The 24,801-nt window shown below is 72.7% G+C and carries 23 protein-coding genes and 1 riboswitch; of the genes, 17 read left to right on the forward strand and 6 right to left on the reverse strand.

Annotated features, from left to right (window positions below):
- Positions 1–31: 31 nt before the first annotated feature.
- A complete protein-coding gene (locus AB0442_RS18775; protein ID WP_366164088.1) occupies positions 32–1,234 on the forward strand; it encodes an Ig-like domain-containing protein in 1,203 nt (400 codons plus the stop codon).
- Between the two features lie 93 nt (positions 1,235–1,327).
- The gene (locus tag AB0442_RS18780; protein WP_366164089.1) at positions 1,328–1,876 is read left to right on the forward strand and encodes an ATP-binding protein; all 549 of its coding nucleotides are present in this window, start codon (positions 1,328–1,330) and stop codon (positions 1,874–1,876) included.
- 288 nt (positions 1,877–2,164) lie between these two features.
- Here the strand turns inward: AB0442_RS18780 and AB0442_RS18785 are convergent, their stop codons facing one another.
- The 4 genes from AB0442_RS18785 to gcvT all read right to left on the reverse strand — a co-directional run bounded on the left by AB0442_RS18785 (position 2,165) and on the right by gcvT (position 6,699).
- Positions 2,165–3,547 (reverse strand): L-serine ammonia-lyase, encoded by a 1,383-nt coding sequence (locus AB0442_RS18785; protein WP_366164090.1) that lies wholly within the window; start codon positions 3,545–3,547, stop codon positions 2,165–2,167.
- A 209-nt stretch (positions 3,548–3,756) separates the two neighbouring features.
- Entirely contained in the window at positions 3,757–5,025 is a 1,269-nt protein-coding gene (gene glyA / locus AB0442_RS18790) for a serine hydroxymethyltransferase (RefSeq protein WP_363542731.1), read from the reverse strand.
- A gap of 77 nt (positions 5,026–5,102) precedes the next feature.
- Positions 5,103–5,477, reverse strand: a complete 375-nt coding sequence (gene gcvH / locus AB0442_RS18795; RefSeq protein ID WP_363542730.1) for a glycine cleavage system protein GcvH — start codon at positions 5,475–5,477, stop codon at positions 5,103–5,105.
- A gap of 103 nt (positions 5,478–5,580) precedes the next feature.
- Positions 5,581–6,699 carry a glycine cleavage system aminomethyltransferase GcvT gene (gene gcvT, locus AB0442_RS18800; protein WP_366164092.1) on the reverse strand — a complete coding sequence of 373 codons (1,119 nt, stop codon included), beginning with the start codon at positions 6,697–6,699 and terminating at the stop codon, positions 5,581–5,583.
- Between the two features lie 186 nt (positions 6,700–6,885).
- Positions 6,886–6,988, reverse strand: a riboswitch (glycine riboswitch).
- A 116-nt stretch (positions 6,989–7,104) separates the two neighbouring features.
- On the opposite strand from gcvT, the gene AB0442_RS18805 reads away from it, so the two are divergent.
- The 7 genes from AB0442_RS18805 (at position 7,105) to AB0442_RS18835 (ending at position 15,702) form a co-directional block, all read left to right on the forward strand.
- On the forward strand, positions 7,105–7,896 hold the full coding sequence (locus AB0442_RS18805) for an enhanced serine sensitivity protein SseB (protein ID WP_366164093.1): 792 nt from the start codon (positions 7,105–7,107) through the stop codon (positions 7,894–7,896).
- A gap of 189 nt (positions 7,897–8,085) precedes the next feature.
- A complete protein-coding gene (locus AB0442_RS18810; RefSeq protein WP_363542727.1) occupies positions 8,086–8,973 on the forward strand; it encodes an enhanced serine sensitivity protein SseB C-terminal domain-containing protein in 888 nt (295 codons plus the stop codon).
- Between the two features lie 589 nt (positions 8,974–9,562).
- Positions 9,563–10,549, forward strand: a complete 987-nt coding sequence (locus AB0442_RS18815) for an ABC transporter permease (RefSeq protein ID WP_363542726.1) — start codon at positions 9,563–9,565, stop codon at positions 10,547–10,549.
- 98 nt (positions 10,550–10,647) lie between these two features.
- Positions 10,648–12,414: an ABC transporter substrate-binding protein gene (locus AB0442_RS18820; RefSeq protein WP_366164094.1), complete on the forward strand. Its 1,767-nt coding sequence runs from the start codon at positions 10,648–10,650 to the stop codon at positions 12,412–12,414.
- A 117-nt stretch (positions 12,415–12,531) separates the two neighbouring features.
- The gene (locus AB0442_RS18825) at positions 12,532–13,530 is read left to right on the forward strand and encodes an ABC transporter permease (RefSeq protein WP_363542724.1); all 999 of its coding nucleotides are present in this window, start codon (positions 12,532–12,534) and stop codon (positions 13,528–13,530) included.
- Positions 13,527–14,588, forward strand: coding sequence for an ABC transporter ATP-binding protein (locus AB0442_RS18830; RefSeq protein ID WP_366164095.1), 1,062 nt, complete (start codon positions 13,527–13,529; stop codon positions 14,586–14,588). The genes AB0442_RS18825 and AB0442_RS18830 overlap by 4 nt, the downstream gene beginning before the upstream one ends.
- Positions 14,589–14,622: 34 nt before the next feature.
- On the forward strand, positions 14,623–15,702 hold the full coding sequence (locus AB0442_RS18835) for a dipeptide ABC transporter ATP-binding protein (protein WP_344622894.1): 1,080 nt from the start codon (positions 14,623–14,625) through the stop codon (positions 15,700–15,702).
- Between the two features lie 158 nt (positions 15,703–15,860).
- On the opposite strand, the gene AB0442_RS18840 is transcribed toward AB0442_RS18835, so the two are convergent.
- Positions 15,861–16,463 carry a CGNR zinc finger domain-containing protein gene (locus AB0442_RS18840; protein ID WP_366164096.1) on the reverse strand — a complete coding sequence of 201 codons (603 nt, stop codon included), beginning with the start codon at positions 16,461–16,463 and terminating at the stop codon, positions 15,861–15,863.
- A gap of 21 nt (positions 16,464–16,484) precedes the next feature.
- On the opposite strand from AB0442_RS18840, the gene AB0442_RS18845 reads away from it, so the two are divergent.
- The 4 genes from AB0442_RS18845 (at position 16,485) to AB0442_RS18860 (ending at position 19,846) form a co-directional block, all read left to right on the forward strand.
- Positions 16,485–16,934 (forward strand): VOC family protein, encoded by a 450-nt coding sequence (locus tag AB0442_RS18845; RefSeq protein WP_366164097.1) that lies wholly within the window; start codon positions 16,485–16,487, stop codon positions 16,932–16,934.
- Positions 16,931–17,743: a class I SAM-dependent methyltransferase gene (locus tag AB0442_RS18850; RefSeq protein ID WP_366164098.1), complete on the forward strand. Its 813-nt coding sequence runs from the start codon at positions 16,931–16,933 to the stop codon at positions 17,741–17,743. Before AB0442_RS18845 ends, AB0442_RS18850 begins: the two co-directional genes overlap by 4 nt.
- A 142-nt stretch (positions 17,744–17,885) precedes the next feature.
- Positions 17,886–18,665 (forward strand): ferritin-like domain-containing protein, encoded by a 780-nt coding sequence (locus AB0442_RS18855; RefSeq protein WP_363542719.1) that lies wholly within the window; start codon positions 17,886–17,888, stop codon positions 18,663–18,665.
- Between the two features lie 521 nt (positions 18,666–19,186).
- The gene (locus AB0442_RS18860; protein ID WP_366164099.1) at positions 19,187–19,846 is read left to right on the forward strand and encodes a trimeric intracellular cation channel family protein; all 660 of its coding nucleotides are present in this window, start codon (positions 19,187–19,189) and stop codon (positions 19,844–19,846) included.
- On the opposite strand, the gene AB0442_RS18865 is transcribed toward AB0442_RS18860, so the two are convergent.
- Complete coding sequence (locus AB0442_RS18865) at positions 19,782–20,612, reverse strand: IclR family transcriptional regulator (protein ID WP_366164100.1); 831 nt, start codon at positions 20,610–20,612, stop codon at positions 19,782–19,784. The genes AB0442_RS18860 and AB0442_RS18865 overlap by 65 nt on opposite strands.
- Positions 20,613–20,746: 134 nt before the next feature.
- Here AB0442_RS18865 and AB0442_RS18870 point away from each other — a divergent pair, with 134 nt between their 5' ends.
- The 4 genes from AB0442_RS18870 (at position 20,747) to AB0442_RS18885 (ending at position 24,618) form a co-directional block, all read left to right on the forward strand.
- The gene (locus AB0442_RS18870; protein ID WP_366164101.1) at positions 20,747–21,928 is read left to right on the forward strand and encodes a cysteine desulfurase family protein; all 1,182 of its coding nucleotides are present in this window, start codon (positions 20,747–20,749) and stop codon (positions 21,926–21,928) included.
- A 216-nt stretch (positions 21,929–22,144) separates the two neighbouring features.
- Positions 22,145–23,272: a tRNA 2-thiouridine(34) synthase MnmA gene (gene mnmA / locus AB0442_RS18875; RefSeq protein WP_366164102.1), complete on the forward strand. Its 1,128-nt coding sequence runs from the start codon at positions 22,145–22,147 to the stop codon at positions 23,270–23,272.
- A 113-nt stretch (positions 23,273–23,385) separates the two neighbouring features.
- Positions 23,386–23,913, forward strand: a complete 528-nt coding sequence (locus tag AB0442_RS18880; RefSeq protein WP_344622907.1) for a TIGR00730 family Rossman fold protein — start codon at positions 23,386–23,388, stop codon at positions 23,911–23,913.
- A 15-nt stretch (positions 23,914–23,928) separates the two neighbouring features.
- Positions 23,929–24,618, forward strand: a complete 690-nt coding sequence (locus AB0442_RS18885; RefSeq protein WP_366164103.1) for an SDR family oxidoreductase — start codon at positions 23,929–23,931, stop codon at positions 24,616–24,618.
- Positions 24,619–24,801: the final 183 nt, after the last annotated feature.

Raw genomic sequence — 24,801 nt, forward strand, 5'->3', positions numbered from 1 at the left:
GAGTGCGCGGCGGGGACGGAGGGGGACCGGCATGGGGTCCGTGCGCAGAGGTCTGACGACGGGTCTGCTCGGGGGAGCACTGGTGCTGGCGGCGGCGGCCTGCGGGCCGTCCGGGTCGCCGGGGGGCGCGGCCTCCGCCGCGGGGACGACGGCAGCCCGGCCGCGGCCCACCGTCCCGGCGGCGGTGGTGACCGTCGAGCCGAAGAACGGCGCCACCGACGTCAAGCCGTCCGGGGCGCTGAAGGTCACCGCGACCGGCGGGAAGCTGACCTCCGTCAAGGTGACCGGCGGGGACGGCCGGGAGGTGCCCGGCACGCTCGCCGCGGACGGCCTCGGCTGGACGCCCGCCGCCGCACTCGCCGTCTCCGAGCGGTACCGGGTGACGGCACAGGCCACCGACCCGAACGGACTGGTGACCACCGCCGAGAGCACCTTCGGCACGCTCACCCCGGCCAGGACGACCGGCGCCTACAGCAACGTGGACGACGGGCAGACCTACGGCGTCGGCATGATCGTCTCGCTGCGCTTCCGCAAGGCGGTGCAGAACCGCGCCGAGGTGGAGCGCGCGGTGGTCTTCGAGACCTCCGACGGCACCGCGGTGAAGCCGCACTGGTTCGGCGACGACCGGGTCGACTTCCGCCCGGCGGAGTACTGGAAGCCCGGTACCGGGGTGACGGTGAAGTACCGGCTGAAGAGCGCCGAGCTCGCCCCGGGCGTCTACGGCGGCAAGGACGGCGAGGAGCACTTCACCGTCGGCCGCTCCCGGGTGAGCACGGCGGACGTCGACACCCACCGGATGACCGTCGTGGAGAACGGGCGGACGGTGGACACCGTGAAGTTCACCGCGGGCAAGGCCGGGTTCGACAGCTTCAACGGCACCATGGTCATCGAGGAGATGGCCCGCAGGACGCGGATGTCCTCCACCGGCGTCAGCGGCATCAAGGCCGGCGACGAGTACGACCTCGACGACGTGCCGCACGCCATGCGGCTCACCGACACCGGCACCTACGTGCACGGCAACTCCTGGGCGATCGGCTCGATGGGCCGCTCCAACGCCAGCCACGGCTGCATCGGCATCGCCGACACCCGCTACGGCAGCGACGGCACCGACGCCGGCCGCTTCTACGACGCGTCAATGATCGGCGACGTCGTCACCGTGGTGAATTCCGACGGGCCGCGGGTGTCCGGCGAGAACGGCCTGAGCGGGTGGAACGTGCCCTGGACTGCCTGGTAGGCCCGTCCGGCGTGCCGCTGTCATATGTCCCCCGCCGTGATCGTTTGCTCATTGTCCGTGCGCACCCGCATGCGTTCCGCAATGATGGGCGCCATGGCGGGATGGCGTGAGGCGGACCAGGCGTCGAATCGGGTGCTCGGCACGGCCGGTGACGTCGCGTCGGCCGGCCGCGGCCTCGCGCTGGCGGACCTGGAGCGGCTGACCGCGGACGAGCTGGAGCAGGCCGCCTTCGAGCTGCTGCGCGACCCGGCGGCCCAGGATGAGGTGCGGCTGCCCTCCCGCCCCGAGTCGGCCGGGATCGCCCGCCGCCTGGTCGTCGCCGTGCTCGGCGCCTGGGAGCTGGTGCAGCAGCTGGACGCCGGCGAGTTACTGGCCGGTGAGCTGGTCGCCAATGCCGTGCGGCACGCCGGGGGGCGCACCGTCGGCCTGAAGATGGCCCGCCGGCCGGGCTGGGTGCGGATCGAGGTCCGGGACTCCTCGCGGGCGCTGCCCTGCCTGATCGTGGCGGCCGAGCGCGGCGGGGCGGAGAACGGCCACGGGCTGGTGCTGGTCGACGCGGTGTCGGACCGCTGGGGCGCGGACCTGCTGCCGCGCGGCAAGTCCGTCTGGTGCGAGCTGAGGGTGCGCGAGCGCGCCGCCTGACGCGGCGGGCCCGGGTGCCCGGACATGAGCAGGGCCCCCGTTCCGCTCGGTGTGCGGTGTCGGGGGCCCGTGCGCGTCACCGCGCGGCCAAGGGGGTGCGCGCCGCGCGGTGGGAACGGCCGAACCGGGTCGGTGGAGGCCGTGGAATGCCTCCACTGTCGCATGCCGGAGCCGGTCTGGACAAATCGATCCAAAGGTGCAGACCCCTCGCAACCTTCGAAGACTTGCCAAACCCGGATGAACAGCCTATGAATGCCTGCCGTCAGGCCGGGCTGCCACCCGGCCCGGTCAGCACTCGATGACGTTCACGGCGAGGCCGCCGCGCGAGGTCTCCTTGTACTTGATCTTCATGTCGGCGCCGGTCTCCTTCATGGTCTTGATCGCCTTGTCGAGGGAGACGTGGTGCCGGCCGTCGCCGCGCAGCGCCATCCGCGCCGCCGTGACGGCCTTCACCGACGCCATGCCGTTCCGCTCGATGCAGGGGATCTGCACCAGGCCGCCGACCGGGTCGCAGGTCAGGCCGAGGTTGTGCTCGATGCCGATCTCCGCGGCGTTCTCGACCTGCTCGGGGCTGCCGCCGAGCACCTCGGCGAGGCCGCCGGCCGCCATCGAGCACGCCGAGCCGACCTCGCCCTGGCAGCCGACCTCGGCGCCGGAGATCGAGGCGTTCTCCTTGAAGAGCATGCCGATCGCGCCGGCCGCCAGCAGGAAGCGCACGATGCCCTCGTCGTCGGCGCCGGGCACGAAGTTCAGGTAGTAGTGCAGCACGGCCGGGACGATGCCCGCGGCACCGTTGGTCGGCGCGGTGACCACCCGGCGGCCGGAGGCGTTCTCCTCGTTCACCGCCATCGCGTAGAGGGTCACCCACTCCATCGCGTTGGCCGGGCCGATGCCCTCGGCGCGCAGCGCCCGGGCGGCCGAGGCGGCCCGGCGGCGGACCTTCAGGCCGCCCGGCAGGATGCCCTCGCGGCCGAGCCCGGCCGCGACGCACTCCTGCATGACGTGCCAGATCTCCAGCAGCCCGGCCCGGATCTCGGCCTCGCTGCGCCAGGCCTTCTCGTTCTCCAGCATCAGGCCGGAGATGGACAGGCCGGTTTCGCGGGTGAGCCGCAGCAGCTCCTCGCCGGTGCGGAAGGGGTAGCGCAGCACGGTGTCGTCCGGCTTGACCCGGTCGGCGCCTATCGCGTCCTCGTCGACGACGAAGCCGCCGCCGACCGAGTAGTAGGTCTTCTCCAGGACGGGCGCGCCGGCCTCGTCGAACGCGGCCAGGGTCATGCCGTTGGCGTGGTACGGCAGCGAGCGGCGGCGGTGCAGCACCAGCTGGGTCGCCGGGTCGAAGGCGATCTCGTGCTGGACGTCCTTGTCCTGGGCGAGCAGCCGCAGCCGCTTGTCGCGCTGGATGCGTTCGACGTCGAGGTCGGCCTGGTCGACGTCGACGGTGCGCGGGGAGTTGCCCTCCAGGCCCAGCAGGACGGCCTTGGGGGTGCCGTGGCCGTGGCCGGTGGCGCCGAGCGAGCCGAAGAGCTCGGCCCGGACGGAGGCGGTGCTCTCCAGCAGCCCCTCCGAGTGCAGGCGGCGGGCGAACATCCGGGCCGCCCGCATCGGGCCCACGGTGTGGGAACTGGACGGCCCGATGCCGATGGAGAAGAGGTCGAAGACGCTGATGGCCACGGGGGGACGTCCTTGTCTGGTCTCGTGGAAGGACTTGCTGGGTGACACGGAAGGGGGCACCGCGCGCACTGTCCAGTGTGCGCGGTGCCCCGGAATTCCTGGTGTCCGGCCGGGGTGAGGCCGGTCACCGGGGGACGAACCGCCGAGACCGGCCGGCGATCGGGGGCGTCGCGCTCCGGTCGCCGGTCGGTCCTACCGCGGGGTGCGGATCACAGCTCGGGGTAGAGCGGGTACTTCGCGGCGAGCGCGGTCACCCGGGCCTTGAGCGCGGTGGCCTTGGCCTCGTCGAAGCCGGGCAGCAGGGTCTCGGCGATGACGTCGGCGACCTCGCGGAAGTCCTCCGCGCCGAAGCCGCGGGTGGCCAGCGCCGGGGTGCCGATGCGCAGGCCGGAGGTGACCATCGGCGGGCGGGGGTCGTTCGGCACCGCGTTGCGGTTCACGGTGATGCCGACCTCGTGCAGGCGGTCCTCGGCGTCCTGGCCGTTGAGCTCGCTGTTGCGCAGGTCGACCAGGACGAGGTGCACGTCGGTGCCACCGGAGAGCACCGAGACGCCGGCGTCCACGGTGTCCTGGCGCAGCAGGCGCTCGGCCAGGATCTTCGCGCCCTCCAGGGTGCGGCGCTGGCGGTCCTTGAACTCCTCCGAGGCGGCGACCTTGAAGGCCACGGCCTTGGCGGCGATCACGTGCTCCAGCGGGCCGCCCTGCTGGCCGGGGAAGACCGCGGAGTTGATCTTCTTGGCCCACTGCTCCTTGCAGAGGATGACGCCGCCGCGCGGGCCGCCCAGCGTCTTGTGGGTGGTGGTGGTGACCACGTCCGCGTACGGCACGGGCGAGGGGTGCAGGCCCGCGGCGACCAGGCCGGCGAAGTGCGCCATGTCGACCATGAGCAGCGCGCCGACCTCGTCCGCGATGCGGCGGAACTCGGCGAAGTCCAGCTGGCGCGGGTAGGCGGACCAGCCGGCGATGATCAGCTTGGGCTGGTGCTCCTTGGCGAGGCGCTCGACCTCGGCCATGTCGACCTGACCGGTCTTCTCGTCGACGTGGTACGCGGCCACGTTGTAGAGCTTGCCGGAGAAGTTGATCTTCATGCCGTGGGTCAGGTGGCCGCCGTGCGCCAGGTTCAGGCCCAGGATGGTGTCGCCCGGCTGGATCAGCGCGAACATCGCGGCGGCGTTCGCCTGCGCACCGGAGTGCGGCTGGACGTTGGCGTGCTCCGCCCCGAACAGCGCCTTCACCCGGTCGATGGCGATCTGCTCGGCGACGTCGACGTGCTCGCAGCCGCCGTAGTAGCGCTTGCCGGGGTAGCCCTCGGCGTACTTGTTGGTCAGGACCGAACCCTGGGCCTCCATGACCGCCACCGGGGCGAAGTTCTCGGAGGCGATCATTTCGAGGGTGGTCTGCTGGCGGTGCAGCTCGGCGTCGACCGCGGCCGCGATCTCCGGGTCGAGCGCGTGCAGGGACTGGTTCAGAACCGTCATGAGGTGGGGTCTCCCCGTGGAGCGAAGGGCTGGAGCGGGGCGGCCGCCGCACTGCGGCCGCCCCGTTGGGCGGGCGGTCAGCCGCCGATGAACGCGGTGTACGCCTCGGCGTCGAGCAGCTCGTCGGTCGCCTCGACGCGGACCTTGAACAGCCAGCCATCCTCGAACGGGGAGCTGTTCACCAGGGCGTTGTCGTCGAGGACGGCCTGGTTGACCTCCACGACCTCGCCGGTGACGGGCGAGAACAGGTCGCTGACCGACTTGGTGGACTCGAGCTCGCCACAGGTCTCACCGGCGGTGACGCCGTCACCGACCTCCGGGAGCTGGACGTAGACGATGTCGCCGAGGGCGTCGGCCGCGTGCGCGGTGATGCCGATCGTCGACACCCCGTCCACGGCGGCGGTCAGCCACTCGTGCTCCTTGGTGTACTGCAGGTGCGTGGGGTTGCTCATGGCGTCATTCTCCAGGATCGCAAGAGGGAGGGGCGTGGCCGTCCGCTGAGCGGACCGCCCCGGGCAGGACGGTTCAGGACGGTGCTGGGAGCGGCGGGGGCGCTCAGCGGGCGCGCTTGTAGAACGGCAGCGCCACGACCTCGACCGGCTCGGCCTTGCCGCGCACGTCGACCGCGACGGCGGTGCCGGGCGCGGCGTGCGCCGCGTCCACGTAGGCGATGGCGATCGGCTTGCCGAGGGTGGGGGAGGGCGCGCCCGAGGTGATCCGGCCGATCGGGTCGCCCTCGGCGTCGACCACCGCGTACTCGGCGCGCGGCACCCGCTTGCCCTCGGAGACCAGGCCGACCAGCTTGCGCGGCGGTGCGGACTCGGCCTCGGCGGCCGCCTGCTCCAGGGCCTTGCGGCCGACGAAGGCGCCCTCGTTGGTGGTCTTGTCGAAGCGCACCACGCGGCCGAGACCGGCGTCGAACGGGGTCAGGTCGGTGGACAGCTCGTGGCCGTACAGCGGCATGCCCGCCTCCAGGCGCAGCGTGTCGCGGCAGGACAGGCCGCACGGCACCAGGCCCTTGTCGGCACCGGCCGCGGTCAGCGCCGACCACAGGTGCTCGGCGTCGGCCGGGGCGCAGAAGACCTCGAAACCGTCCTCGCCGGTGTAGCCCGTACGGGCGAGCCAGACCTGCTTGCCGGCGACGGTCGCGGGCAGCAGCGCGTAGTACTTCAGGCCGGGCAGGTCGGCGTCGGTCAGCGAGGCGAGGATGCCGTTCGCCTCCGGGCCCTGGACGGCGATCAGCGCGTAGGCGTCGCGGTCGTCGCGGACGACGGCGTCGAAGCCCTCGGCGCGCTCGGTCAGCGCGTCCAGCACCACCTGGGCGTTGGAGGCGTTCGCGACCACCATGTACTCGTCCTCCGCGGTGCGGTAGACGATCAGGTCGTCGAGGATGCCGCCGTCCTCGCGGCAGATCATGGTGTAGCGGGCGCGCAGCACGCCCAGCGCCGAGATGAAGCCGACCAGCGCGTGGTCCAGCATCTCGCCGGCCTGCGGGCCGGAGACGGTGATCTCGCCCATGTGCGAGAGGTCGAACAGACCGGCCTTCGTGCGGACGGCGAGGTGCTCCTCGCGCTCGCTGCCGTAGCGCAGCGGCATGTCCCAGCCGGCGAAGTCGGTCATGGTGGCACCGAGCGAGCGGTGCAGCGCGTCGAGCGCGGTGAGGCGGAGGGACATGACGGCAGGACTCCTTGGCTGCTCTGCGGGCACACGGGCGACCCTCCCGCCCGGAAACGGGCAGGACGGCGGATGGAGTCTCCCCGTCTGTCGTCAACAACCTGAGAGGTTCACCGCCACCTCAAGGATGGCGGCTTGCACCGTGGGTGGGCGCACGGCGCGGCCGTGTCCACTTTCCAGATGTGCCTCGCCCGTGCGGTATGGGTGCCTGAGAGATTCCGGGGAGGACTTGCTCCTTCGGCGCCGGCCTCGCCCCTGGGGGCGTTCCGGACTCTCCCGCGCGGGTTCGAGCGGCCAGTATGAACTTGGAGGGTCGAGCGCGCTCATCATGGCATGCCGCCGGGCCTGATGGGAGAGGGGGCGGCCCGCTAGGCTCTGTGCAGGGGACGAGCGAAGGGGCCGTACATGGGGTATCCGGCGGGCGAGGCACAGGCGTGGGCCGCACCCGGCACGGCGCCGGAGGGCGGCACCTGGCCGTCCAACGAACTGGAGCAGGTGCTCACCGCCGCGCTCGGCGACCCCGGCGCCACGCCCCGGGTGATCGAGGTGCTCGCCCGCAGCCAGGTGTGGATCCCGCTGCCGGCCGGCGCCGACCCGCAGGGCACCTCGCTGGACCTGCCGACCATCGAACTCGCCGGCACCCCCTACGTGCCGGTGTTCTCCTCGCAGGAGCAGTTCCTGCAGCACGCCCCGGGCATGGCGTTCGCGATCGCACCGGTGTGGGAGTTCGCCCGCGGGCTGCCGCTCGGCATCGGCATCGCCGTCAACCCGGAGGCGCCGGTGGGCATCCCGGTGCCGCCGGAGGGCGTCGGCGAGCTCCGCCGCGGACCGCAGGGCGACCGCACCCCCGGCGAGGTCGCCGAGGGCGCCTCGGTGGCGCTGCGCGAGCCCGAGCCGCACCAGGAGCCGTACGCCTTCCTCGCCGCGGCCACCTCCGAACTGTCCCGGCTGCCCGGCGTGCTGACGGCCCGTCGGGCGCTCGCCCGGGTGGAGGCGGACGCCCCGCAGCTGTACGTCGGGATCCAGCTCGACCCGGCCGGGCCGGCCGATCCGGTGCAGGTCAACGAGGCGCTCGGCCGCGCGCTCGGAACCGCGCCGCCGCCGTGGGGCGTCCACCTGGTGCTGCTGGACATGGCCGACGACCCCGTCGTCGAGTGGCTGCTGACCTGCGTGGCGCCCTTCTACGTCCGGGCGTGACCGCCGGTCCGGCCGGCCCGGGCGCCTGCCGGCGGGACACCGGCGCCGCCCGGGGGTATCACGAGGGGGTATGCGGCATGACGCCTGTCGGCCGCGCGCAATAGGGTGCTGCCCGGCAGTGGGCACGAGCGGCGGAAGACGGAACAAGACGGGGCACGGCGACGTGAGCGAGCGGAGCGAGGCGGGCGCATGAGCGCGGCAGCGGCAGGCGGCGGGCCGGGCCCGTGGGGCCAGGCACCCGTGGCACCGCCCGGCGGTGACCCGGGCGCCATCGAGCGCGCCCTCGGCGCGGTCGTCCCGGAGCGCTACGACGCGTACGAGAACCTGCTGCGGGCGCTCGCCCAGGGGCAGGTCTGGATGCTGCTCTGGCACGGCACGCCCGGCAGCCCGGACGCCCAGTACGGGAACATGGACATCGGCGGGCACGGCTACGCCCCCGCCGTCACCTCGGCCGAGCAGCTCGCCGCCAGCGGCTGGGCCCGCGCCCACGAGGTGATCTCCGGCCAGGAGATCGCCGCCGCGCTCTTCCGCACCCGCTGGGGCCTGTGGCTGAACCCGCACGCCCCGGGCGGCGGCGTCGGCGTCCCCTGGGCCGACCTGAGACGCATCGCGGTCGGCCTGGACCGGCTGCCGGCCGGTCCGCTGCGGATCTCCGAGCCGCGGTTGAACGCGCCGCAGTTCTACGGGCTGCTGGAGCAGCAGGCCGTGCAGACCCGTCCGCTGCGCTCGCTGCGCCAGGCGTGGGTGCAGCCCGCGCTGGGCGAGGCGTACCTGGCCGTCGGCCTGGACCTGTACGACAACTCTCCGCCGTCGGTGGAGGCCGCCCGCGCCCTGGTACAGCGGGCCGCGCAGCTCGCCCCGGAGGGGCTGGCGGTGTCGACGGTCGCGATGGCGGACGAGTTCGATCCGGTCGCGATGTGGATGCGGGCGAACGCCCGCCCGTTCTTCGACCGCGACACCCAGTTCGGGCACCCGCAGGGCGCGGCCCCCTACCCGCCCTACGGTTACTCTCCGCAATCGGCGCCGGGTCCGCAGCCGTGGCCCCAGCAGCCGTGGCCGGGCTATCCCGGCCGCTGATCCTTTCCCTTTCCCTCCCCTTTACCCGTCCTTGTGGCGGCCGTCCGCCAGTGGCGGGTCATGCCCAGGTGGTGGCGGTTTCCCGCCGTTGGCGGGCTTCCGTCAGTACCCGTCTTGACAGGCTTGTTTCAGCCGTGTGAAGAGGCGTATTCGCGGTCACAACGGGCTGCATGCCGACAGATCACAGTTAGGCATCCTTCGGTTGCCCCCTCTGGCGGAACCTCTCCCCGATGACAGAGAGTGCTGCCCACGGCCAGTGCGCGAGCCGATCCCCACAAAGGTGATCGCGCCCTGGCGACGCCGAACCGCGCGATGTGCATGCCGCGCACTCCGGCACCACGCAGGACCCGCAGTACCCCCGCAAACGCCGTGATCCGCCGCCCCGGCCCCGTGCCCGGACGGCAGGCTCCGGCACCCCGAAAACGAACTCTGCACCGCCGCACCGGCGTACGGAACCACCGCACCGCTCTGCACCGCACCTGTCGCGAACTCCGGACCGCACCGGGGTCCGGGCCCTGATCGGGCCCGGGTCGCCCCGCCGGACCGGGCCGTGGGCCGGCCACCGTCGGCGAGGGGAACGAACTGACTCATGACCACACCCACCGAGACCACCGGCTCTGCCCGGCCCGAGGCCGCACCTGCCGCCCCGGCCAAGCGCATCCAGGGCCGCTCTCCGGGCCGGATCGCCTGGGACCGGCTGAAGCGTGACAAGGTCGCCCTCGCGGGCGGCACCGTGGTGCTCCTGCTGATCCTCGCCGCGATCTTCGCGCCGGTGCTGACGGCGCTGTTCGGCCACCCGGTCGACGAGCCCCACCCGGACCAGATCAACCCGGACCTCGGCCTCCCCAGGGGCGCGTTCGGCGGCATGAGCGGCGACTTCCTGCTCGGCGTCGACCCGACGTTCGGCCGCGACGTCTTCAGCCGGATCCTCTACGGCGCCCAGATCTCGCTCACCGTGGCCTTCCTCGCGGCCGGCGTGTCCGTCCTGATCGGCGTCGTGCTCGGCGCCGCGGCCGGCTACTTCGGCGGCTGGGTCGACGCGGCGATCAGCCGGGTGATGGACGTGCTGCTGGCCTTCCCGCAGCTGCTGTTCTCCATCGCGCTCGTCTCGGTCATGCCGAACTCGCTGCTCGGCCTCGGCGGCACCGCCCTGCGCATGGGCATCCTGGTCCTGGTCATCGGCTTCTTCGGCTGGCCGTACATCGGCCGCATCGTCCGCGGCCAGGCGCTGTCGCTGCGCGAGCGGGAGTTCGTGGACGCCGCCCGCAGCCTCGGCGCCGGCAGCATCCACATCCTCTTCCGCGAGCTGCTGCCGAACCTGGTCGCCCCGATCCTCGTCTACACGACGCTGATCATCCCCACCAACATCCTCAGCGAGGCGGCGCTCAGCTTCCTGGGCGCCGGCGTGAAGCCGCCGACGCCCTCCTGGGGACAGATGCTCTCCGAGGCGACCCGGATCTACCAGGCCGACCCGACCTACATGGTCGTCCCCGGTCTCGCGATCTTCGTCACGGTGCTCGCGTTCAACCTCTTCGGCGACGGCCTCCGGGACGCGCTCGACCCCAAGGGCAACTAGCCCTCCCTCTCCCCCCACATACCAGGCAGGTCCCTCTCAGCCTGCCCACCCCCGGCGGACCGTTCGTGCCCGCACATCACCAGGAGGACTCCGTACCCATGAAGCGCAACAGGACACTTGCCGCAGCTTCCCTCGTGGCTGCGCTCGCCCTGACCACCGCGGCCTGCGGCGGCACCAAGGGCGGTGGCACGAGCGACAGCGCGAGCAAGGGCTCGGCCGGCTTCAACGCCGCGGTTGACAAGGTGCTGAACCCCTCCGACAAGAAGGGCGGCACGCTCAACCTCTGGACGAGCACCGACGTCGACTCGCTCGACCCGGGCCGCGCCTACTACGCCTCGGTGTGGAACTTCGAGCGCTACTACGCCCGCACCCTCCTGGCCTACGACGCCAAGCCGGGCAAGGAAGGCCTCAAGCTCGTCCCGGACCTGGCGGCGAACCAGCCGGCCGTGTCCTCCGACGGCAAGACCTACACCTTCCACCTGAAGCAGGGTCTGAAGTTCGAGGACGGCTCGCCGATCACCTCGAAGGACATCAAGTACGGCATCGAGCGCATCTTCGCGCAGGACGTCGTCTCCGGCGGCCCGACCTACCTGATCCAGTCCCTGGACCAGGGCCAGAACTACAAGGGCCCCTACACCGACACCGACCCCAACAAGCTGGGTCTGAAGTCGGTCGAGACCCCGACCGACACCACCATCGTCTTCAAGCTGGCGAAGGCGGACTCCTCCTTCCCGTACCTGCTCGCGATGGGCTCCGCCGCCCCCGTCCCGCAGAAGCTGGACACCGGCGCGAAGTACGGCGACAAGCCGGTCTCCTCCGGCCCCTACAAGTTCGCCAAGGTCGAGCCGGGCAAGGGCTACGAGCTGGTCCGCAACGAGAACTGGGACCCGGCCACCGACCCGTTCCGCAAGGCGCTGCCGGACACCGTCAAGCTGACCGTCACCTCGAACGCCGACGACATGGACGCCCGCCTGCTGGCCGGCTCCGTCGACATCGACTTCGGCCAGACCGGTCTCTCCCAGGCCGCCCAGGTCAAGGTCCTGCAGGACGAGAAGCTGAAGGCCAACACGGACGACCCGTACAACGGCTTCATCCGCTTCATCGCGCTGAACCAGAAGGTCGCCCCCTTCGACAACATCCACTGCCGCAAGGCCGTGCTGTACGCGGCCGACCCGACCGCGCTGCAGACCGCCCGCGGCGGTTCGGTGGCCGGTTCCACCTACGGCAACATGCTGCCCCCGAACATCCTCGGCTCGGACGAGTACGACCCGTTCGGCCTGACCGACGGCAAGGCCGACCTGGAGAAGGCCAAGGCCGAGCTCAAGGAGTGCGGCAAGGCCGACGGCTTCACCACCACGATCGCCGTCCGCGGCAACAAGGCCAAGGAGGTCAACTCGGCCGTCGCGCTGCAGACCGCCCTCAAGGCCATCAACGTGACGGTGAACGTCGACCAGTACGACGGCAAGCTGCTCGCCTCCGTCGCCGGTGCGCCGGACGTCGTCCACCAGAAGGGCTACGGCCTGATCGTCGCCGGCTGGGGTGCCGACTACCCGAACGGCGCCGGCTACATGCAGCCCCTGATGGACAGCCGCTTCATCACCAAGAACGGCAACAGCAACTACCCCGAGACCTCTGACCCGGCGATCGACAAGCTCTTCGACGACGCCGCCGCCCAGACGGACCCGGCCAAGGCCGCCGACCTCTACAAGCAGATCAACCACAAGGTCGTCGACACCGCGGTGTGGCTGCCCATCGTGGCCGACAAGGCGCTCAACTACCGCAACCCGCGCCTGACCAACGTCTTCATCACCGACGCGTTCGGCGAGGTCGACTTCCAGGCCCTGGGCGTCTCCGACGGCAAGTGACCTGCCCCGCCCGCAATCGTAGTTCGCACAGCTAGTCCGAAGGGCAGGTGAAGGCTCCGCCCGGGCCGGCCGGCGTCCCCACAGGGACGCGGCCGGTCCGGGGCGGGGCCGACCGCAGTGCTCGTATATCTCATCCGACGGCTCGTCAATGTCGTCGCCATGCTGCTGGTGGTCTCCGCGGTCACCTTCGGCATCTTCTTCATGGTGCCGAAACTGACCGGGACCGACCCCGCGCTGCTCTACGTCGGCAAGATCGCCGACAAGGTGGCCGTCGAGGGTATCCGACACAAGATGGGCCTCGACAAGTCCATCGTCGAGCAGTACTTCCTGTTCCTGAAGGGCCTGTTCGTCGGGCGCGACTACAGCACCGGCGTGGACGTCACCCACTGCTCCGCGCCGTGCTTCGGTTACTCCTTCAAGACCGAGCAGGAGGTGTGGCCCGTCCTGCTGGACCGACTGGGCGTCACCGCCTCGCTCGCCGCCGGCGCGGCCACCCTGTGGCTCGTGTTCGGCACCGCGACCGGCGTCGTCTCCGCGCTGCGCCGCCGCACCCTGCTGGACCGCTTCACCATGACGACCGCCCTGGCCGGCGTCTCGCTGCCGATCTACTTCACCGGCATGCTCGCCAGCGCGATCTTCGTCTACCAGCTCGGCTGGTTCCCGCACGACTACGTGAACCTGGGCGACGACCCGGTCGCGTGGTTCCAGAACCTGGTGCTGCCGTGGGTCACCCTGGCGTTCCTCTACGCCGCGACCTACGCCCGCCTCACCCGCGCCACCCTGCTCGAGGTGCTCGGCGAGGACTACATCCGCACCGCCCGGGCCAAGGGCCTCGGCGAGCGGACGGTCATCGGCAAGCACGCCATGCGCTCCACCCTCACCCCGATCCTCACCGTCTTCGGCATGGACCTGGGCGCCCTGATCGGCGGCGCGGTGCTCACCGAGTCGACCTTCAACTTCCGTGGTCTGGGTTACGAGGCGGTCTCCGCGGTCAGCTCCAGCGACCTCCCGGTGATCATGGGTGTCACGCTCTTCGCCGGCTTCTTCATCATCATCGCCAACCTGCTGGTTGACGTGCTGTACGCCGTTGTCGATCCTCGGGTGAGGCTGGCATGAGCAAGACCCTGAACACCACCAAGCCCTCCGCCTTCCTCTCGGTGCGCGACCTGCGGGTGCACTTCCCCACCGAGGACGGACTGGTCAAGTCGGTCGACGGCCTCACCTTCGACCTGGAGAAGGGCAAGACCCTCGGCATCGTCGGCGAGTCCGGCTCCGGGAAGTCCGTCACCTCGCTGTCGATCATGGGCCTGCACCGCACCGGCACCAAGCGCGGCGCCCCGCGGATCACCGGCGAGGTCTGGCTGGACGGCGAGGAGCTCGTCGCCGCCGACCCCGAGCGGGTCCGCAAGCTCCGCGGCCAGAAGATGGCGATGATCTTCCAGGACCCGCTGACCGCGATGCACCCGTACTACACGGTCGGCGCGCAGATCATCGAGGGCTACCGGGCCCACCACCCGGGCGCCACCAAGAAGCAGGCGCGCACCCGCGCGATCGAGATGCTCGACCGGGTCGGCATCCCGCAGCCGGACAAGCGGGTGGACGCCTACCCGCACGAGTTCTCCGGCGGCATGCGCCAGCGCGCCATGATCGCGATGGCCCTGGTCAACGACCCGTCGCTGCTGATCGCGGACGAGCCCACCACCGCCCTGGACGTCACCGTCCAGGCGCAGATCCTGGACCTCATCCGGGACCTGCAGAAGGAGTTCGGCTCGGCCGTCATCATCATCACGCACGACCTCGGCGTGGTGGCCGAACTGGCCGACGACATCCTGGTGATGTACGGCGGCAAGTCCGTGGAGCGCGGCCCCGCCGCGTCCCTCTTCGAGGCGCCCGAGCACCCCTACACCTGGGGCCTGCTCGGCTCGATGCCCCGGCTCGACCGGGAGCTCCAGGACCGGCTGATCCCGGTCAAGGGCACCCCGCCGAGCCTGATCAACGTGCCGTCCGGCTGCGCCTTCCACCCGCGCTGCCCGTACGCCGAGCTGACCGGCGGCCGGTCCACCTCCGAGGTGCCCGTGCTGGCCGAGGCCGCCCCCCGGCACCTCGCGGCCTGCCACCTGCCGATCGCCGAACGGCACCGGATCTTCGCCGACGAGATCGCGCCCCGGCTGTGACCCGGCCGCCAGCAACACACTCAGGAGACAACCGATGACGGATTCGAAGACGGCGGCGATCCCCGCACCCGCGCCCGCCTCCGACCGTCAGCCCCTGCTCAAGGTGACCGGGCTGACCAAGCACTTCCCGATCACCAAGGGGCTGCTGCGCCGCCAGGCCGGCGCCGTGCGCGCCGTGGACGGCCTCGACTTCGAGGTCCGGCCCGGCGAGACCCTCGGCGTGGTCGGCGAGTCCGGCTGCGGCAAGTCCACCATGGGCCGCCTGGTGACCCGTCTGGACGAGCCCACCGGCGGGAAGATCGAGTTCGAGGGCACGGACATCACGCACCTCGGCGTCTCGGCGATGCGCCCGCTCCGCCGGGACATCCAGATGATCTTCCAGGACCCGTACTCGTCGCTGAACCCGCGGCACACCGTCGGCACCATCGTCGGCGCGCCGTTCCGGCTGCAGAAGGTGGCCACCGAGGGCGGCGTCAAGAAGGCCGTGCAGGAGCTGCTGGAGCTCTGCGGCCTGAGCCCGGAGCACTACAACCGCTACCCGCACGAGTTCTCCGGCGGCCAGCGCCAGCGCATCGGCATCGCCCGCGCGCTGGCCCTCAAGCCGAAGATGATCGTGGCGGACGAGCCGGTCTCCGCGCTCGACGTGTCGATCCAGGCGCAGGTGGTCAACCTCCTCGACGACCTGCAGAACGAGCTGGGCCTGACCTACCTGATCATCGCCCACGACCTCTCGGTCGTCCGGCACGTGTCGGACCGCGTCGCGGTGATGTACCTCGGCAAGATCGTCGAGATCGCCGACCGCGACTCGCTCTACAGCGTGCCGATGCACCCGTACACCAACGCGCTGATGTCGGCGGTGCCGACGCCGGACCCGCGCCGCAAGGAGCGCCGCGAGCGCATCCTGCTCACCGGTGACGTGCCGTCGCCGCTCAACCCGCCGAGCGGCTGCCGCTTCCGCACCCGCTGCTGGAAGGCGCAGGACGTCTGCGCCACCCAGGAGCCGCCGCTCGTCGCCGCGCGGCCGGGCCACCAGGTGGCCTGCCACTTCCCGGAGAACGACGACCTGTCGGTCGGCACGCGCAAGCCGGGCATCCACGCCCAGCGCGGCCGCTGACCCGCAGGGTCCGTCCGGAGCAGTACCCACCCGGCCCGGGTGCCTGATCCAGGCACCCGGGCCGAGGCGTTCCAGGGCGTCGGTCACCGCGGCCCGGTGCGGCGGGGTGCGCGGGACGCCGATCCGTCAGCCGGCGTCGCGGGTGGGTCCGGTGGGCGTCAGTCGTCTCCCCGTGCGGTCTGCCGGGCGCGCAGCGCCCGGACCTTCTGCCGGTTGCCGCAGCGCTCCATCGAGCACCAGCGCCGCCGGCCGGGCCGCGAGGTGTCGACGAAGTGCAGTTGGCAGTCGTGGGCGCCGCAGACGCGGATCCGGTCGGCGTACGGGCCGGTGAACAGCTCGACGGCGTCCCGGGCGACCGCGGAGAGCACCGCGACCGCGGTGGTGGGCGCGGGTCCGGCGCGCCGTCCGTCGGGGCCGATCCGGGGGACGGGCGGGGGAGCGGCGGCGGCCCGGTTGACCGCCGCGTAGTCCTCGGGGGCGCCGGGGAGGCCCTCGGCCCTGGCCTCGGTGAGCCGCCAGAGCGCGTCGCGCAGCTCCCGGGCGGCGGCAACCCCGGCCTCGTCGACGGCGACCTCGCCGGTGTCCAGCCGGCAGGCGGCGATCCAGTCGGCGAGGTCGGCCGGCCGGTGCAGCACCTCGTAGCGGGCGTGGGCGCCGGGCCCGCCGGTGGGCAGCAGCTCCAGGCAGAGCGCGCCGGGGTCGAAGCGGTGGGAGGTGCCGTCGGGGTGGTTCAGCACGAGTCCGGTTGCGGCGTCGTCCATGTAACCACTATAACCGGTAGCATGACTCTCGACTACAAGATCGTCGTGGACTGCGCGGACCCGCACCGCCAGGCCGCGTTCTGGGGCGAGGCCCTCGGCTACCTCGTCGAGGACAACAGCCCCGTCGTGGAGCGGCTGATCACCGGCGGCGTGCTGCCCGCCGAGGCCTGGACGGTCGTCGACGGCCGCAAGGCCTTCAAGGCGATGGCCGCCGTCCGGCACCCCGAGGACCCCTTCGACCCGGCCACCGGCATCGGCCACGGCCGGCGCCTGCTCTTCCAGGCCGTCCCCGAGGCCAAGACCGTCAAGAACCGCCTCCACCTCGACCTGCACGCCGGGCCCGAGCGCCGGGAGGCCGAGGTGGACCGGCTGGTCGCCCTGGGCGCCACCGTGCTCGCCCGGATCGACGAGCCCGGCACCAGGCACGTCACCCTCGCCGACCCCGAGGGCAACGAGTTCTGCGTCCAGTGAGCGGCGCAGGGGCGGCGGACTTCGCCGCGTTCGAACGGCGCGGCTGGGCCGCCCGCAGCACCACCTACGGCGAGGGCTTCGGCGCGATGACCACCGGGGCCCACCCGGCCCTGCTCGACGCCGTCGGCGCGGGCCCCGGCACCCGGCTGCTGGAGGTCGGCTGCGGCACCGGCCGGCTCGCCGCGCTCGCCCTGCGGCGCGGCGCCGACGTGACCGCCACCGACGCCGTCCCCGAGATGGTCGAGGCCGCCGCGGCCGCGCTGCCCGGCGCCCGGGTCGAACGGGCGGCCCTGCCCGGACTCCCGTACCCGGACGGCCGGTTCGACGCGGCGGTCGGCGCCTTCGTGATCAACCACGTGCCCGACCCGCCCGCCGCCGCGGCCGACCTCCACCGGGTGCTCGCCCCCGGCGGCCGGCTCGCCCTCTCCTGCTGGGACACCCTTGCCGCCAACCGGGCACAGGGCCTGGTCTTCGACGCCGTCCGCGCAGTCGGCGGCCCGCCGCCCGCCGGACTCCCCGGCGCCGCCCCCTTCACCCGGTACGCCTCGCCCGACGGCCTCGCCGCCCTGCTCGCCGGCGCCGGCTTCACCGAGGTGTCGGTCGACCGCGTCCGCTGGACGCACCGGGTCGACCCGGCCGACTGGTGGCGGCACGTCCTCGGCGGCACCGTGATCACCGCCGCCCTGGTCGAGGGCCGCCCGCCCGAGGAGATCGACGCGATCCGCACCGAGTACCTCCGGCTGGCCGCCCCGTACGCCGCCAGGGGCCTGCCGGTCGCCGCACTGGTCGCCACCGGAACCCGCGGCTGAGCGGCCCCGGGCGGCGCGGGTCCTTCGTCCGGACCAGTGCCGCCCGGCCTGCTGTTGCGGGCGCCCGGGAGGCTGCGTTCACTGACGGTGTTCGGATCCGATCGACGACGGCGCCTGCCCGGCGGCCGGGGGAGGTGGCCAGATGCTCTCCGCACGCAGCCTGTTCCAGGAGATCCACGACAACGACGACTCGTTCCGGCTGTTCTGCAGCATCGCCGCCAAGGGCGAGGACCAGGGCGGCTGGGAGAACGGGCGGATCTCCAAGCTGGTCTCCGACCAGGTCCTCGCCCCCAAGATCGCCCGCCACGGCGCCGACGAGGACAAGCACGGCCGGATCTTCAACGCCCTGCTCCACAAGCGCGGCCTCGCACCGGTCGACGTCCCCGACGACACCGACTACACGATGATGCTGGAACGCCAGGGCATCGGCCTCGCCCACACCAGGCTCAAGCGCGACGAACCGCTCACCCAGCAGGACGTCATCACCTACCTCGCGCACAGCCGGGTCACCGAGCAGCGCGCCGCCGAGCAGATGCAGCTGCTGAAGAAGGTCTTCGGCGACCACCCGGTGGTCGGCCGCGCGGTACGGATGATCTCCAACGACGAGGACAACCACCTCGCCTTCTGCCACGAGGAGCTGCTGCGCCTCGCCGCCGAGGGCCACGGCCGGGCGATCCTGACCACCCTTCAGCGGACCGCGCACGCCGAGATCCGCACCTACCGCGACGTCAGCCTCGCCGTCATGGCGCACATGGGGGCGATCCTCCGCTGGCCGCGCGCCAAGTCGGCGGCGCTCGCGGCCGGCATCCACGGCGTCTACCTCTACGAACGCGCCCTCGGCTGGCGGCGGATGACCACCCTGGCGATGCCCGAGCGGCGCAACGCCCTCGGCGGCCCGGCCCCGCAGGAGTCCTTCGCCTGACCCGATCGGGCGAAGGACCGAACCGCCCGACGGCGGGGTGCCGCCTTCCGTGCCGTGCAGCCGGAGCCGCACCTCGCCGTCGACGCGCTCGCCGCCGACGTGGTCGTCGACCTCTCCGACGCGGTCCGCGGGCGGGAGTCCGGCCCTCAGGTGGCACGCCGACATGATGGGCAGGTCCCGGAAGAGGTACGCGTACGGCGACTGCACCGGGTCCCGGCCGAGCACCGCCTGCTCGCCGGCGGCCGGTTCGACGGTGCCGGTCGGGGACTCCGGCCGCAGCACCGGCCCCGGCCGCAGCAGTGCGTACGGCGTCAGGCAGGCGGCAGACCGGCTGCCGCCCGTCCGGCCGGGCGGCTCCGCAGTCGCACCGGTCGACAGCGCCGTACGGCACCCGCGCCCCCGTCCTTCGGCCCTGCAGCGGAGTCCGCCGGAACGGTGCCGCCCGGGGCGGTGCCCCGACCGGGCGTACCTCGTGGCCGGGTGGTGCAAGATCGGACAATCCGACCGGGGAGGATGGGGCGGTGAGCTCGCACATCTTCTCCCCGGGGCTGCAGCAGGCCCTGGACCTGGTCGGCATCTTCGTCTTCGCCCTGTCCGGCGGCCTGCTGGCCGTCCGCAAGAACATGGACATCTTCGGCATCTGCGTCCTCGCCGAGGCGACCGCCCTCGGCGGGGGCGTCATGCGCGACCTGGTCATCGGGGCCACACCGGTGGCGGCCTTCTCCGACCTCGGCTACTTCTCCACCCCGCTCGCCGCCGGGCTCGTCGTCTTCTTCCTGCACCCGCAGGTCGAACGGATCAACACCGCCGTGCAGACCCTGGACGCCGCCGGACTCGGTCTGTTCTGCGTCGCCGGCACCATCAAGGCCCACGACTACGGCCTCGGCTTCGTCCCGTCCGTCGCCCTGGGCATGCTCACCGCGGCCGGCGGCGGCGTCGTCCGCGACCTGCTCGCCCTCGAACCGCCCGCCCTGCTGCGCTGGGACCGCGAGATCTACGCCGTGCCCGCCCTGGTCGGCTCCACCGTCGTCGCGGCGCTCATCGCCGGCAACCGGCTCACCCCGCTGAACGCCGGTGCGGCCGCGCTCAGCGCCTTCGCCATCCGGATGCTCGCGCTCAGGTACGGCTGGCGCGCACCGCGTGCTTGGCACCGCAACGATTCTCGCACCAGCGAGGAGTAGGCGAACCGCCGTACGCCAGCGAGATCGCCTCCGCCGTGCAGAGCAGCTCCGGCAGCAGCCGGCTCAGTTCGGCGTCCGGTGCGAGGCGGGGCGGGGCGGAGATGGTGCACACCGCGATGGACCGGCCCTCGGCGCCCACGATCGGCGCCGCCAGGCAGTCCACCGAGTCCCGGTATCCGCCCTGTCCCGCCGCCCAGCCCTGCCGGCGCACCGCCGCCAGTTCCGCCCGCAGCCCGTCGGCCCGCAGCCCGCCGGCCGGGGGACCGGCCTTCCCGGGCCCGTCGTCCAGGCCGTCCAGAAGGGCCGTCAGCTGCTCCTCCGGCAGATCGGCCAGCAGCACCTTGCCGGCCGCGCTCGCCGCCGCCGGGACACGGGTGCCGATCCGGCCGGCCGCCTCCGGGGCGCCGCTCGGCTCCGCCGGGTACCGGCCCTCGACCCGGTCCAGGTACAGCACCGAGCCGTCCTCCAGCACCGCCAGCTGCACCGTGTGCCCGTACCGTTCGCACAGCGAGGCCAGGTACGGCGCGGCGACCTGCCGGATGTCGATGCACTCCAGGGCCTGCTGCGCCAGCCCGAACAGCCGCCCGCCCAGCCGGTAGCGGTGGTCCGGCTGGCGGTGCACGAAGCCGTGCTCCTGCAGGGTCCGCAGCAGCCGCAGCGCCGTCGACTTGTGCACGCCGATCCGGGCGGCCGCCTGTTCGAGCGAGGCGGGACCCTCTCCGAGCGAGGCGAGGATCGTCAGGGCCCGGTCCACCGTCTGCGACATCCGTCCACCCCTCAACGCACGGCAGTGAGGCAGGAGGCTAACGGCGCGTTGCACGGGCTGCAATGGCCAAATCGTGACCCCGGGGGACCTCCCGCCCGGCGCACCCGGTGACGGCCCCTACACTGGGAGCCGCCATGCCATACCTCGACCACGCGGCCACCACGCCGATGCTGCCCGAGGCGGTCGCCGCCATGACCGCCCACCTCGGCGTCGTCGGCAACGCCTCCTCGCTGCACGCGGCCGGCCGCCGCGCCCGCCGGGTCGTCGAGGAGTCCCGGGAGTCCCTCGCCGAGTCCCTCGGCGCCCGACCCAGCGAGATCGTCCTCACCGCCGGCGGCACCGAGTCGGACAACCTCGCCGTCAAGGGCCTCTACTGGGCCCGCCGCGACGCCGACCCGGCCCGTCGCCGCATCCTGTGCAGCCCCGTCGAGCACCACGCCGTCCTCGACGCCGTCCACTGGCTCTCCGAGCACGAGGGCGCCCAGGTCGACTACCTGCCCGTCGACGCGTACGGACGGGTCCACCCCGACGCGCTGCGCGAGGCCGTGCTCCGCAACCCCGCCGACGTCGCCCTGATCACCGTCATGTGGGCCAACAACGAGGTCGGCACCCTCCAGCCCGTCGTCGAACTCGCCTCCGTCGCGCGCGAGTTCGACATCCCCATGCACGCGGACGCGGTCCAGGCGCTCGGCCAGGTCCCGGTCTCCTTCGCCGACTCCGGACTCACCGCACTCACCGTCACCGGCCACAAGATCGGCGGCCCGTACGGCATCGGCGCCCTGCTGCTCGCCCGCAACGCCACCCCCGTCCCGCTGCTGCACGGCGGCGGCCAGGAACGCGACGTCCGCTCCGGCACCCTCGACGTGCCCGCCTCCGCGGGCTTCGCCGCCGCGGCCGCACTCGCCGTCGAACGGCGCAGCGACTTCGCCACCACGGTCGGCGCCCTCCGCGACGGACTCGTCGCCGCCGTCACCGCCGCCGTCCCCGACGCCGTCCTCAACGGCGACCCCGACCCGGCCGGACGGCTCCCCGCCAACGCCCACTTCTCCTTCCCCGGCTGCGAGGGCGACGCCCTGCTCATGCTGCTCGACGCCCAGGGCGTCGAATGCTCGACCGGCTCCGCCTGCTCGGCGGGCGTGCCGCAGCCCAGCCACGTGCTGCTCGCCATGGGGGCGGATCCGCTGCTCGCCCGCGCCAGCCTCCGCTTCTCCCTCGGCCACACCTCCGCCCCCGGGGACGTCGACGCCCTCACCGCCGCCATCACCCCGGCCGTCGAACGCGCCCGCAACGCGGGCCTCGCCACCGCCCGCCGCTGACGCGCTCCGCCGGGAAAGGCAACGCAGGGGCAGCGCGTCAGGGGCGCGTGGGGGCACCTCCCGGTCGAAGACCGGGGGAGAACTGCGCAATGCGGGGACAGGTGCACTGTGCGGATTCGGGGTCGGCCCTGATCAGCAGGATTCGCCACATCCGGGTTGCGCAGTTCCCCGCGCCCCTGAGTGTGGTCGGGTGGAGCACGTAGGCTTGGGGCCATCATGAGTGACTTCGCCGGTGCCCCGACCGCCCCCCGCCTCCGTGTGCTCGCCGCGATGTCCGGCGGTGTGGACTCCGCCGTCGCCGCGGCCCGTGCCGCCGAGGCCGGCCACGACGTGACCGGCGTGCATCTGGCGCTGTCGTCGAACCCGCAGTCGTTCCGGACGGGTGCCCGCGGCTGCTGCACCATCGAGGACTCCCGCGACGCCCGCAGGGCCGCCGACGTGATCGGCATCCCGTTCTACGTCTGGGACCTCGCCGAGCGCTTCCGCGAGGACGTCATCGACGACTTCGTCGCCGAGTACGCCGCGGGCCGCACCCCCAACCCCTGCCTGCGCTGCAACGAGAAGATCAAGTTCGCGGCGCTGCTCGACAAGGCGATCGCCCTCGGCTTCGACGCGGTGTGCACCGGCCACTACGCCCGGATCGTCGACCTCCCCGGTGGCGGCCGCGAGCTGCACCGCGCGGTGGACGGCGCGAAGGACCAGTCGTACGTCCTCGGCGTGCTGGACGCCGACCAGCTGGCGCACTCGCTGTTCCCGCTCGGAGACACCACCAAGGACGAGATCCGGCTGGAGGCCGAGCGCCGCGGTCTGGCCGTGGCGAAGAAGCCGGACAGCCACGACATCTGCTTCATCGCGGACGGTGACACCCAGGGCTTCCTGGCCCGGCACCTCGGCACCGCCACCGGCGACATCGTGGACACCGACGGCACCAAGCTGGGCGAGCACGAGGGCGCGTACGGCTTCACCATCGGCCAGCGCAAGGGCCTGCGGATCGGGCGTCCGGCCGCGGACGGCAAGCCCCGCTACGTGCTGGACATCTCGCCGGTGACCAACACCGTCACCGTCGGCCCGGCCGAGGGACTGGACGTGCTGGGGCTGACCGCGGTCAAGCCGCGCTGGTGCGGCGAGCCCGCCGCGGGGGAGGGCCGGTACACGGCGCAGCTGCGCGCGCACGGCGAGGAGGTGCCCGTCACCGCCGAGCTGGACGGCGAGGTGCTGCGCGTCCGGCTGGACACCCCGGCCCGGGGCATCGCCCCCGGCCAGGCGGTGGTGCTGTACGACGGCACCCGGGTGGTGGGCTCGGCGACGATCGCCACCACCGAGCGCCGCACCGTCGCCGTCTGAGCACCGTCGCCGTCCGGGCTGCGTCGCCGTACGGCGCTGACCGGCCGCGCCGCCGACCGCGCACCGAAATCGTTCGTCGGGCGGGATGCCGCCCGTGGTAGATCTGGGGTCCTGTGAACATCACCGTCTTCTGCTCCGCGTACTCGCTCGACGAGCGCTACACCGCACCGGCCGCCGAGTTCGCCCGGCTGCTCGGCGAGCGCGGCCACACCCTGGTCTGGGGCGGTTCGCACGCCGGCCTGATGGGCCTGCTGGCCGACGGCGTGAAGGAGGCCGGCGGCCGGCTCGTCGGCATCTCCGTGGAGCTGCTCGCGCACAAGGCCTACGAGGGCGCCGACGAGCTGGTCACCGCGCCCGACCTGGCCGACCGCAAGGCCCGGCTGCTGGAGCGCGCGGACGCGGTGGTCGTCCTGGTCGGCGGCCTCGGCACCCTGGACGAGGTCACCGAGGTGCTGGAGCTCAAGAAGCACGCCCTGCACGACAAACCGGTGGTGTTCCTGGACACCGAGGGCTTCTACGCGGGCCTGCGCACCCAGTTGGAGCGGATGGAGACCGAGGGCTTCCTGCCGCGTCCGCTGGCCGAGCTCGTCGTGTTCGCCACCACCCCGGCCGAGGCCTTCGCGGCCCTCGACCGCCTCTGACGACAGGACCACCCCATGGGAACCCACCTGATCACCGGCGCCGGCTCCGGCATCGGCGCGGTCGTCGCCGAGAGACTGCTCGCCCGCGGCGAGGACGTCCTGCTGCTGGCCCGGGACGCCCGGCGCGCCGCCGAACTGCGCGAGCGCTTCACCGGTGCCGCCACCCTGGTCGGCGACCTCGGCGACCCGGCGAAGCTGTCCTGGGCGTTCGGCCACCAGAGCCTGCCGGTCGAGCTGGATTCGCTGCTGCACATCGCCGGCGTGGTCGAACTCGGCCGGGTCGGCGACCTCCCGGTGAAGGCCTGGCAGGAGCAGCTGAACGTCAACGCGGTCGCCCCCGCGGAGATCACCCGGCTGCTGCTGCCCTCGCTGCGGCTGGCCCGCGGCCACGTGGTCTTCGTCAACTCCGGTGCGGGGCTGCGCGCCGACGCCGACTGGGCCGCCTACGCGGCCAGCAAGTTCGCCGTCCGGGCGCTCGCCGACGCCCTGCGTGCCGAGGAGCACGGCAACGGCGTCCGGGTCACCACCGTGTACCCGGGCCGCACCGCCACCCCGATGCAGGAGAAGGTCCACCGCCAGGAGGGCCGCGCGTACGACCCGGCGCAGTGGATCGCCCCCGAGTCCGTGGCCACCGCGATCCTCACCGCGCTCGACCTCCCGCGCGACGCCGAACTCACCGAGATCACCGTCCGTCCGGGCCGGTAGCGGACCTCCCGGAAATCCCTTTGTCCTCCTGCCCGCCGCTAACCTCCCGCGGTGATCTTCGGGCGAACGGGCAGGGGAGAAGGCGGAATGCCGGGACGGGCAGTCGGATCGCGCGGGGTGCGCGGAGGTTCGGTCGTGGCGGCCGGCGTGTTGGCCGCGGCAACGGTCGCAGGACAGGCGCAC

The organism is Kitasatospora sp. NPDC085895 (assembly GCF_040702125.1).
GTDB lineage: Bacteria > Actinomycetota > Actinomycetes > Streptomycetales > Streptomycetaceae > Kitasatospora > Kitasatospora arboriphila.

What these genes read in the sequence shown, in the direction of transcription:
- AB0442_RS18775 (WP_366164088.1), top strand. Translation starts at nt 32, where the DNA reads ATGGGGTCCGTGCGCAGAGGTCTGACGACGGGTCTGCTCGGGGGAGCA.
- AB0442_RS18780 (WP_366164089.1), top strand. Translation starts at nt 1,328, where the DNA reads ATGGCGGGATGGCGTGAGGCGGACCAGGCGTCGAATCGGGTGCTCGGC.
- glyA (WP_363542731.1), bottom strand. Translation starts at nt 5,025, where the DNA reads ATGACGGTTCTGAACCAGTCCCTGCACGCGCTCGACCCGGAGATCGCG.
- gcvH (WP_363542730.1), bottom strand. Translation starts at nt 5,477, where the DNA reads ATGAGCAACCCCACGCACCTGCAGTACACCAAGGAGCACGAGTGGCTG.
- gcvT (WP_366164092.1), bottom strand. Translation starts at nt 6,699, where the DNA reads ATGTCCCTCCGCCTCACCGCGCTCGACGCGCTGCACCGCTCGCTCGGT.
- AB0442_RS18805 (WP_366164093.1), top strand. Translation starts at nt 7,105, where the DNA reads ATGGGGTATCCGGCGGGCGAGGCACAGGCGTGGGCCGCACCCGGCACG.
- AB0442_RS18810 (WP_363542727.1), top strand. Translation starts at nt 8,086, where the DNA reads ATGAGCGCGGCAGCGGCAGGCGGCGGGCCGGGCCCGTGGGGCCAGGCA.
- AB0442_RS18815 (WP_363542726.1), top strand. Translation starts at nt 9,563, where the DNA reads ATGACCACACCCACCGAGACCACCGGCTCTGCCCGGCCCGAGGCCGCA.
- AB0442_RS18820 (WP_366164094.1), top strand. Translation starts at nt 10,648, where the DNA reads ATGAAGCGCAACAGGACACTTGCCGCAGCTTCCCTCGTGGCTGCGCTC.
- AB0442_RS18830 (WP_366164095.1), top strand. Translation starts at nt 13,527, where the DNA reads ATGAGCAAGACCCTGAACACCACCAAGCCCTCCGCCTTCCTCTCGGTG.
- AB0442_RS18835 (WP_344622894.1), top strand. Translation starts at nt 14,623, where the DNA reads ATGACGGATTCGAAGACGGCGGCGATCCCCGCACCCGCGCCCGCCTCC.
- AB0442_RS18840 (WP_366164096.1), bottom strand. Translation starts at nt 16,463, where the DNA reads ATGGACGACGCCGCAACCGGACTCGTGCTGAACCACCCCGACGGCACC.
- AB0442_RS18845 (WP_366164097.1), top strand. Translation starts at nt 16,485, where the DNA reads ATGACTCTCGACTACAAGATCGTCGTGGACTGCGCGGACCCGCACCGC.
- AB0442_RS18855 (WP_363542719.1), top strand. Translation starts at nt 17,886, where the DNA reads ATGCTCTCCGCACGCAGCCTGTTCCAGGAGATCCACGACAACGACGAC.
- AB0442_RS18865 (WP_366164100.1), bottom strand. Translation starts at nt 20,612, where the DNA reads ATGTCGCAGACGGTGGACCGGGCCCTGACGATCCTCGCCTCGCTCGGA.
- AB0442_RS18870 (WP_366164101.1), top strand. Translation starts at nt 20,747, where the DNA reads ATGCCATACCTCGACCACGCGGCCACCACGCCGATGCTGCCCGAGGCG.
- mnmA (WP_366164102.1), top strand. Translation starts at nt 22,145, where the DNA reads ATGAGTGACTTCGCCGGTGCCCCGACCGCCCCCCGCCTCCGTGTGCTC.
- AB0442_RS18885 (WP_366164103.1), top strand. Translation starts at nt 23,929, where the DNA reads ATGGGAACCCACCTGATCACCGGCGCCGGCTCCGGCATCGGCGCGGTC.